8 protein-coding genes are annotated in these 8,850 nt (G+C 58.3%); 3 read left to right on the top strand and 5 right to left on the bottom strand.

The window, feature by feature from the left end; translation table 11 throughout:
* Positions 1 to 63: 63 nt before the first annotated feature.
* Positions 64 to 981: a flagellin gene (locus QD409_RS34805; protein WP_430764967.1), complete on the bottom strand. Its 918-nt coding sequence runs from the start codon at positions 979 to 981 to the stop codon at positions 64 to 66.
* Positions 982 to 1,495: 514 nt separating this feature from the next.
* Between QD409_RS34805 and QD409_RS34800 the strand changes: the two genes are divergently transcribed.
* Both QD409_RS34800 and QD409_RS34795 read left to right on the top strand, forming a co-directional pair.
* Positions 1,496 to 1,696 carry a type II toxin-antitoxin system VapB family antitoxin gene (locus QD409_RS34800; protein WP_092852879.1) on the top strand — a complete coding sequence of 67 codons (201 nt, stop codon included), beginning with the start codon at positions 1,496 to 1,498 and terminating at the stop codon, positions 1,694 to 1,696.
* The gene (locus QD409_RS34795; RefSeq protein WP_092852881.1) at positions 1,693 to 2,076 is read left to right on the top strand and encodes a type II toxin-antitoxin system VapC family toxin; all 384 of its coding nucleotides are present in this window, start codon (positions 1,693 to 1,695) and stop codon (positions 2,074 to 2,076) included. The genes QD409_RS34800 and QD409_RS34795 overlap by 4 nt, the downstream gene beginning before the upstream one ends.
* 307 nt (positions 2,077 to 2,383) lie before the next feature.
* Here QD409_RS34795 and QD409_RS34790 read toward each other — a convergent pair whose 3' ends face one another.
* The 4 genes from QD409_RS34790 to QD409_RS34775 are packed head-to-tail and all read right to left on the bottom strand — an operon-like array spanning position 2,384 to position 7,374.
* Complete coding sequence (locus QD409_RS34790; protein WP_092852883.1) at positions 2,384 to 4,756, bottom strand: hypothetical protein; 2,373 nt, start codon at positions 4,754 to 4,756, stop codon at positions 2,384 to 2,386.
* 12 nt (positions 4,757 to 4,768) lie between these two features.
* The gene (locus QD409_RS34785) at positions 4,769 to 5,539 is read right to left on the bottom strand and encodes an ABC transporter permease (RefSeq protein WP_092852885.1); all 771 of its coding nucleotides are present in this window, start codon (positions 5,537 to 5,539) and stop codon (positions 4,769 to 4,771) included.
* 13 nt (positions 5,540 to 5,552) lie between these two features.
* The gene (locus QD409_RS34780; protein ID WP_092852887.1) at positions 5,553 to 6,545 is read right to left on the bottom strand and encodes an ABC transporter substrate-binding protein; all 993 of its coding nucleotides are present in this window, start codon (positions 6,543 to 6,545) and stop codon (positions 5,553 to 5,555) included.
* Positions 6,546 to 6,558: 13 nt separating this feature from the next.
* Positions 6,559 to 7,374 (bottom strand): ABC transporter ATP-binding protein, encoded by an 816-nt coding sequence (locus tag QD409_RS34775; protein WP_092853022.1) that lies wholly within the window; start codon positions 7,372 to 7,374, stop codon positions 6,559 to 6,561.
* A gap of 155 nt (positions 7,375 to 7,529) precedes the next feature.
* Between QD409_RS34775 and QD409_RS34770 the strand changes: the two genes are divergently transcribed.
* On the top strand, positions 7,530 to 8,249 hold the full coding sequence (locus tag QD409_RS34770) for a GntR family transcriptional regulator (protein ID WP_092852889.1): 720 nt from the start codon (positions 7,530 to 7,532) through the stop codon (positions 8,247 to 8,249).
* The last annotated feature ends 601 nt before the right edge of the window (positions 8,250 to 8,850 follow it).

Below are 8,850 nucleotides of genomic sequence, written 5' to 3'. Positions count from 1 at the left end.
AGGGAGGGCGCGGTGAAGTCGTCATTGCGTATTTCAGCCGGCGTTGGACGCCGACGCTTGCTATTAGCCGCGGAACAGCGACAGGATCGACTGGCTCGAGGAGTTGGCGATCGAGAGCGACTGGACGGCGAGCTGCTGCTGCGTCTGCAGAGCCGACAGCTTGCTCGATTCCTGTTCCATGTTGGCGTCAACCAGCTTGCCGACGCCCGACTGGATCGAGTCGGACAGCGACGAAGCGAAGCTCGTCTGCAGGCTGATACGGCTGGAGATCGAACCGAGCTTCGAGTTCATGCTGATCATCGAGTTCAGAGCGGTCTGAACCATGTTCAGGGCGCTGGAGATCTGACCGGTGGTCATCTTGCTGATGTCCAGGCTGAAGACCGAAGCGTTGACGGTGGTGTTCTTGGTGCCAAGGATACCGGAAGCCGTGTCGAGCGCGCCGGCTGCGGTCGTGCCGAACAGAACGTTGCCGACCGAGCTGGAGTCGAACTTGTAGGAGGTCGAGCTGATCGAAACCGTGCCGTTGGTGCCGCGGATGAAGGAGGARACGACCGAAGCCGAGCCACCGTTCTGAGCCATGACCCAGTTTTCGCCGTTGAACGAAGCCGACTGGGCAACGCTCTGCAGCTGCTGCTGCAGCTGGGTGATTTCTTCCTGGACGGACTTCTTGTCGACCGACGGTTCCATGGCGGTCGCAAGCTTGTTCTTGATCTGGCCGACGATGTCGATGGCGCTGGTAGCGGCRGTGGTCGCCGTGTCAACCTTGGCGGCACCGAGGCCGAGAGCGTCGGAAACAGCGCCGATGGCGCTATTGTCGGACTTCATGCTGGTGGCGATCGACCAGTAAGCGGCGTTGTCGGAAGCCTTGGAGATGCGCAGGCCCGACGATACGTGGCTCTGCGTCTGCTGCAGGTTGCTGCTGATGCCACGCAGCGTCTGGAGGGCAGCCATTGCAGCGTTATTGGTAAGAATGCTCGTCATAATATTTGCCCCTTTTGGCAGTGGTTAAATCAAGGGACATTCCGGACCTAAAACCGGTAACGGCATTCAGCATCATGCCTGTTAACCCAATCCGTTAAGGTTAACTCGCCGCTTCGATGGTCCTAAGAAACAGCAATATGGTTAAGAAAAGCCGAACCTGCTTCCGGTCGAAAAGCGAAAAAACAACACCTTGAGTAGAGTCCCGGATCGGCGAGTTATCCCGGCGGCGCCGAACATCTATGTTCCAGAGGTCGGGTCGCGAATTCGTAAGAATGGCATGAAGGATACTTTTGCAGCTGGACGCCCCCGATAAAATCACGGCGCCTCGTGAGCGCCGGGAAAGGTTCGCTTCGTTCGCCTCTGATCGCGCAACAAGCTTAGTGCCAGTATCGGGCAAGCACTTCGCTCAGAAGCTTCAGTTATGGGACTACCGAATGTATGAGAGTGGCAGTGAGGCATAGATTTTGTCACCAAATGGTGCTAATTTGCACACATTGATAGAGGAAGTGACACCATGCGATCGACCATCAATCTCGACGACGCACTTATGGAAAAGGCTCGGTCTTTAACCGGCACTAAGGAAACCGCAGCGCTCGTCCGCCAGGCACTGGAGACGCTTGTTCGCGTAGAATCGGGGAAACGTCTCATTGCGCTCGGAGGCACCATGCCCGATGCCGAGGCAGCTCCACGCCGCCGGAGCTCGGCGGCCAAGTGATATTGGCGGATACCTCGATCTGGATAGATCACTTCCGTAAAGCCGATTCAGAGCTGCGCAAGATTATCGAAGACGATCGCCTACTTTGCCATCCAGCCGTGATCGGCGAGCTTGCGCTCGGCAGTCTTCGAGATCGCAGCAGCGTGATATCTTTTTTGACGGCTCAGCGTTCAGCTGTTGTTGCAACCCACGACGACGTCATGACAATGATCGATCGCCACGGTATTTTCAGCATGGGTATTGGCTACACGGACGCCCACTTGCTGGCATCGGCCCTCCTTGATCAGCGGGCAGCCTTGTGGACCAGAGACAAACGGCTTCGGACTGCGGCCAAAAGGGCCGGCGTTTTAATGCACATACCGGCGAACCTGCCCAACTAAATCCTGAAACAAGCAATGAATGCTCACGGGTTTTCCGTCCCTTTCTCTTGATTGGAACAGAACCGGCGACCTATGTTTGCAGTCACCAATCTGTCACGGAATGCCCCAACCATTATAGTCACAGGTCGGGGCGTTCGTTGAATTGTGAAGATGGGCTCGATCCTCCCCAACACTAGAGGCGATGTGACTCAATAATCAGGTCGTGCACCTGTGTTGCATCCCATCAAGCCTTGCGGCTTTGTACAGTCGCAAAGTCCTTCGCTTCCGGCATTATTCCATAAGCGCTGATTGGACTTGGCAGCTCCAGCTACTGGGCGGTCACGAATAACGGCGACGTCCAGATACGGGATTGATCCCGCTGACGTGCGGTAAGGAAAAGCGGGTGTTCGCGCCCATCTTTCAATCCAAGTCCCGAAAACGGTATCTCGCCCGAGAGATCGCGTGGGAGATGGTAATCGGTGACGCGCTCCAACAGGAGACGTAGCTCGACACCGGCAAGATCGATCGAGATAGAGCCCTTTGCGATCAACTCGCTTCCGCTTGCCTCCAATAACACTTCCGGAGCATGGGCATGTGGCGGCGGCTGCAGCGGATCCCCGATCTTGCTATAGCCGTGGAGCTTGGCAGCAACGGCGATGCGCGCGTCACGAAGGTCCGAGAGCTTCAATTCGATACCATCGATATCTCCATGCGTTGCCGTTCGGAAACCCAGAGTGCCGAGGCCCGTACGCCATACGCTTTGTTCCGGATGGTCGAAGCCGACCCCATGTGCATCCAGGAGCGCGGCCCCGGTGACAGCCACCTCCCCACTCCAATAGGCCGCCCGATAGCGATCCTTGATCCGTGCGCCGCCAAAGCGGATTCGCACGCTCCGTTCGCTAAATCCAGCCTCAGCGTGAAGATCGCGATGCCATACGATGCGGTCGCCATCAAAGAGCTGAACCTCCTCCCAGCCGGCGTGGCCAAGCAAACGGTAAGAGAGCGGCTCTTCGGACGCGGCATTGAACACCTCGCCCATGAAATGCGTGCCTTGCGATAGAACGGCGAAACTACGTTCGCCCGTCGTCGCAAAAGTACGTCTCGCCCGAAGCGCCTTGCCAACGCCGGAGCGGTCGAAACGGTCAGTGATGACGCCGGTAAGCCCGCCGCGTGAGCCAAAAGTCCCAGTCGCCGGCGCACCGCCACCGCAACGGCCTTGGTGTTCGTCGCTGGCCGCGGAAGCCCCAACCCTGTATCCGCGAGCTAGAGCTTCGGTGTAGAGCCAATGGAATTGACCCCAGGAGGAACCGACCTCAATGAGGCGCTCCAGCTCCGGATGATTCCAGTCCAGAATGCAGCGCCTGCCGCCGACATGCGGGATCAGCAAATGACCTTCTGGATCGTCCTCATACGCTGCATAGAGCCGGTCCACCGGCCAGATACCAGGGCGGATCGCTCCAGCCGTCGTCTCATTCCATTCGAAAGAGCGAAGGGACCTCCCGTTCTCGTCGAAGGGAAACCGGGGCTTGCCATCGCGCAGGAAGACGACGTTGCGGTCGCCGCCGGCAGCGGAGTTGCCGCACCATTCGGTGCCTGGATAGCAGACGAAGCGACCGGGCTCGTTGAGATCGTGGATGGTCCCAACGGCCTCGTCCCAATTCGCCTCGGTGATATTGAAGTCGTTGACGGTGTAACCCACAACATCAAGCCCAGCGATGTCGCGTCCGTAGGTGAGATTGTAAGTCGCGTCATTCGTGCCGACGGTATCGTCGGAATGGACGTGCAGATCCGCATAGAGAGGACGCAAGGCGCCCTCTTCGCTCTGCACATAGGCGACAGCCGGAGCAACGGAGGAGGCCCCGTTCAGCCGCGCTTCCAGTTTCCACTCGCCAGCTTCCGCGAAGGAAAGGCCGGAAATCCGTGCGAACGTCCAGCCTTCCGCTGCGAATTCCACCAGCTCTGTCCGTTGCCCCCCATCCGGGGCAGTGATGACAAGCGCACCCTGAAAGTTGCGATCGTGGCAGGTATTTCCCCATATGTCGTCGACGCGGACGATCGCATCGAAGGGTTGACCGAGGCCGATCAGCCGCGGCGCGATGACCTGAACGGCATGCGGCTGACCAGCCAAGATTTCCAGCTTGCAGTCGCCAGGCACTTCCGCAAATTTCGAGCTACCCAGCGGATCGATGAATAGCCGGAAACGGAACGCCTTCTCCACGAAGGTCTGCACACGGGTGCCGGCGCCGCCCTGCCGCCGATCGCCCAGCCGGATGACGATCCTGTCGCCGGGATTGAGATAGCCGTCGACGACGTCGATGATGACAGCCTTCTGGAAAGGACGTTCGTGTCCCTTCTGATCGAAACGCACCTTCAGTGCTTGAACCGTGCTCGGGCTTTGCCCCAAAACCAGAGGGCCGGCATGGTATTCGGCGGAAACATAATTGGCACCCGTCGGGTCCGTTGTCTGGAACAGCGCCCAGTCGGAATAGAACTTGAAGGCGAGCTTCAGCCACGCGCCGTCTGCGAGACCGACAGCGCCGACCTCATAAACGAGCTCCAATTCGGTCCACTCGCCCGCGGTCAGCGTCTGCCTCTGACAGATCAGACGGCCGAGAAAGGGTAGAGTATCGAAGTGATCAGCAAGGCCCACCGGAGAATGAGCGGTGGCTTGGGATATCTCATGTGGCAAAATCTCGGTCATGGGAAAGGTCCGTTATTGTCCGCGCCAGCCTTCGTAGCGGCGCTCTATCCGTCGAAATACGAGGCTCTCCATCAGCCACGCGGTAAGTCCTATGATCGCGATGCCGAGAAGCACCTGCGCCGAATTGCCGAGCTGCCCTCCCATGGCGACCATCCAGCCGATACCTTGCGAGGCGCCGATCATTTCCGCTGCCACCAGCGCGCGCCATGCCTGGGCAAAGCCGATGCGCAATGCAGCAATCAGGAAAGGGAGAGAGGCCGGAAGATATACATGGGCCAGCAATTGCAGTCGCCTTGCACCCAGAATACGTGCCGCGCGCACCTCCCCATCGCTGATGGAAAGCACGCCTTCCTGAATCGTCACGGCCATTGGAAAGGCAGACGCGATGAATATCACGACGGCGATGGAGAGATATCCAAGGCCGAAGAAGATCAGCGACAGCGGCGCCCAGGCGATCGGAGGGATAGCCATGAAGAGGGCGAGGAGAGGCTGGACGAATTCACGGAAGGGCCGCCAAAGTCCGGCGGATACGCCGATGAGCACCGCTGCCACGACGGCTGCGCCGAAGCCGCCGAATTCTCTCAACAAGCTCGCCACTACCTGGTGGCCCAACTCACCCGACCGGAGCCAGCGAAACCCTTCGGCCGCCACATCCCACGGCTGCGGCAGCACATAGGACGGAACCCTGCTTGCCGCGAGGCACCACACGACAAGCAGGAATGGAAGCGCTGCCCAGCGCCAGGACGGTTGCGGAAAGCACTGCCGCGCTGCCAACTTCTTCATCGATCGGATCTCATCATTGCGCGGTCGCCTTTGCGGCGAAGCTGTCATCAATGATCTCGTCGACATTCAGCCGCTTGTCGAGAAAGCCGAGGGCGACGGAGTAGTCGATGAGGCGCTGGATGAAAGCACGGTCAGACGGCTCGATTTTCCCCGACCAGCCAAGGCGTTTCCTTGCTTCTGCAACGATCGCTTCTGGCGGAACAACGCTTCCGTCCACGGCCTTCAAGGGTTCCAGCTTGAGGCTCCGGGCGATGATCCGGTTGGCTTCTGCGGGATGCTCTTGTAGAAAGGCAATCGCCTTCGAATTCGCTCGCAACAATTTCACGAGATCGTCCGGGCGTTCCTTCAGCGTCTTGGCAGGTGCTGCTACGACATACCACGGATAGCCAGGCAGGGCGTTGTTTACGTCGAACACGACGCGGCCCGTTCCGCGGAGCACAGATTGGCTGATGAAAGGTTCCCACGAAAAGGCCGCGTCGACGACGCCGGTATCAAGGGCGGCATTCATGTTGCCCACGGGCATCTGCGACAGCGCAAGGTCCGTGTCCGGGCTGAGGCCGGCGGCTTCTTTCAGGACGAAGCCACGTAGCAGCACGTCCATGCCGCTGCCCCTGTTGACGCCGGCAAGCCTCTTGCCTTTAAGATCGGAAAGCAGGTGGATGGGGCCGTCCGCCTTTGCGATCACGGCAGCCTGACCATAATTGACCTTGGCGATGATTTTCGCATCGAGACCGCGTGCCGCCCATTGATAGACCGGCGGGGCGCCGATATAGGCCACATCGATTTCGCCCGCGGCCACCGCCTGCTGGATGACCGGACCATCGCCGAAACCCTTTAGGTCGACGTTCAACCCCTCTTCCCGAAAGTAGCCTTTCTCCTCGGCAATCAAGGCAGGCGCATTCGCCATAGCCTGGACCCAACCAATGCGAAGCGGCTGCGTATCCTCGGCATGGGCCGGCAAAGCCGCCGCAAGTGCGAGAAGAACTGCAGGTAGAATGCGTTTCATCCGATAGTCCCCTTCAGGTAACGCGTTGATTGCTGGTCATGACCTTTGCGATTTCCTCCGAGAGCCGTTCGCGCATTTGCGCGAACAATGGATTGGCGCGCGTGCCTCGCTGATCGCGAGGACGGGGAAAATCGATCGCCACTTCCGCCGTGATGCCCACCGGCGGCAGCCCAAGGACAAGAACCCGGTCAGCGAGATAGATCGCCTCGTCGATGTCATGAGTGATGAACAGGACGGTCTGTCCCAAATCCGACCAGATACGAAGCAATTCGTCATTAAGGGCCGTGCGCGTCATGGCGTCGAGTGCTGCAAATGGTTCGTCCATGAGCAGAAGACGTGGCTCGAGCGCCAGTGAGCGCGCAAGCGCAACCCGTTGACGCTGCCCGCCCGACAACCGGTGAGGCGGCTCCTCCGCTTGTTGTTCCAGGCCGACAAGCCGCAGAAAATGCAGCGCGATGGCTCGCTGCTCCTGCGGAGATCCACGGCGATTCATGCGCAGGCCAAAGCGGACGTTTTCCAAGACATTCAGCCAAGGGAAGAGGTTTGGCGACTGAAATACATATCCAAGAGCCGGATGTTCCGGCGCAACAGGCACGCCGTCTATAGTGATATACCCCGCTTGCGGGCGCAGGAAGCCGGAGAGAAGATTAAGGAGCGTTGACTTGCCACAACCGGACGGACCGAGGATCGCCACGAATTCTCCCGGACGGGCTTCCAGTGAGAAATGTTCGAATATGCGGCGCCTGTTTTCAAGATAGGCGAAAGCCATGCCATCCACTGAGAAGGCGGCACCTGAAGAAAGCTGCCGTGGTGCAAGTAGAGATGTCATGTTGTCTTCGAACGATCTCGGATTGGAATTGTCCAATTTCTAATACATTATAATACATGTTATCAACGTGAGGAGTTCTCCTTGTCCGGCAGCAAGAGGGAACGCTATTCTAAAGCTCAGAGAGTCCGTGGTCTTTTTAACCCCGATGGAAAATAATGAACCTGATACGGAACAACCCGGTGGCGATGTATCTCCAGATCGCCGATCGCCTTCGTGTCGAGATTGCCGAAGGGACGTACGAGCCTTCCGGGCGACTCCCCTCGGAAGCGCAGATCATGGCCCGCTTCAATGTCAGCCGCGTCACCGTCCGGCTGGCGCTCGAACAGCTCGATAAGGACGAGTTGATCGAACGCCGGAAAGGCAAAGGTACTTTCGTCGCCGGCAAGCAGGTGCGCCACCAGATCGATACGCTGCGTAGCTTTCATGAGTCGCTGAAAGTCCAGGGCTTCGATGCCACGATGCAGATTGTCGATCTGACCGCCATTGAAACGCCGCAGGCTTTTGTCCAGCTATTCGGACAAAAATGCGCGCTTCTTGAGCGGCTTCACATGGTGGGCGACGACCCTATTGCCTTGGGCAGAAGTCTCCTGCCGGCCTTCATGTCGGACCTTGGGCGAGAGATCGCTGAACAACAGCCGACTTATGCGCTTCTCAAAGACAGAGCCGGTACCAACATTACCTCCGCCGAAATTGCGATCGGCGCGCGCGCTGTCTCGCCTCGGATTACGTCGCTGACAGGAGCGGCGGCAAATGCGGTCTTACTGGTGCTCGAACGAACGTCATATTTCGATAACGGTACCTGCGCCGAAAGGTCAGAGTTCTTCATTCGACCGGAACGCTACAAATTTGTCCTCGGCAACCGAACGTCTGCGTAAGCCCCCCGCCGATCCATTCTTTCACCCACTTCCCGATGAAGATCTCAACCGGTGAACCGATAGGGAGCAAGAGAGAAAGATCATCTGGAGAGCCATATGGTCGCTCATCTTCCCTTCGCTGAGTAGCATCATGATCGGACGCCCCTTACCGTCGCAAACGGTATGAAGCTTGGAATTCGGTCCGCCTTTGATTCGCCAGGCACGACGGGGAACAGCCCCTTTTTTAGCAAGCTTGCTGCCGCCTTATATGTCTTCAGATGCGTCGCATCGATCATGATACGATCAGGTTTGGGGCCTTCTGCGGCGAGCGCGGCAAAAACAAATCACTCATCACCGCCTCCTTTCGGAAGCCATGAGACCCCATGTCCTTGGCCGGCAGGGTGGCTCGTCTCGCATTATGTTCAGAACGAGGGTTAGCTGCAGAGCCAGAGCCTCAAACATAGGAGACGAGCCGTGGTCGATGATATCGCACTTTACGTTGGTTTGGATGTGAGTAAGGAAAAAATCGCGATCGGTCTGGCGGAAGCAGGCCGCAAAGGCGAGGTTCGCTATTACGGCGAAATCGCCAACCGTGCCGATGCAGTGCGCAAATTTGTCGACA

Source organism: Rhizobium sp. BR 315 (genome assembly GCF_050577975.1).
In the GTDB taxonomy this organism is placed as follows: Bacteria; Pseudomonadota; Alphaproteobacteria; order Rhizobiales; family Rhizobiaceae; genus Rhizobium; species Rhizobium miluonense.
The sequence above is the reverse complement of the archived record's forward strand: the minus strand, read 5'-3'. Positions and strand labels throughout refer to the sequence as shown.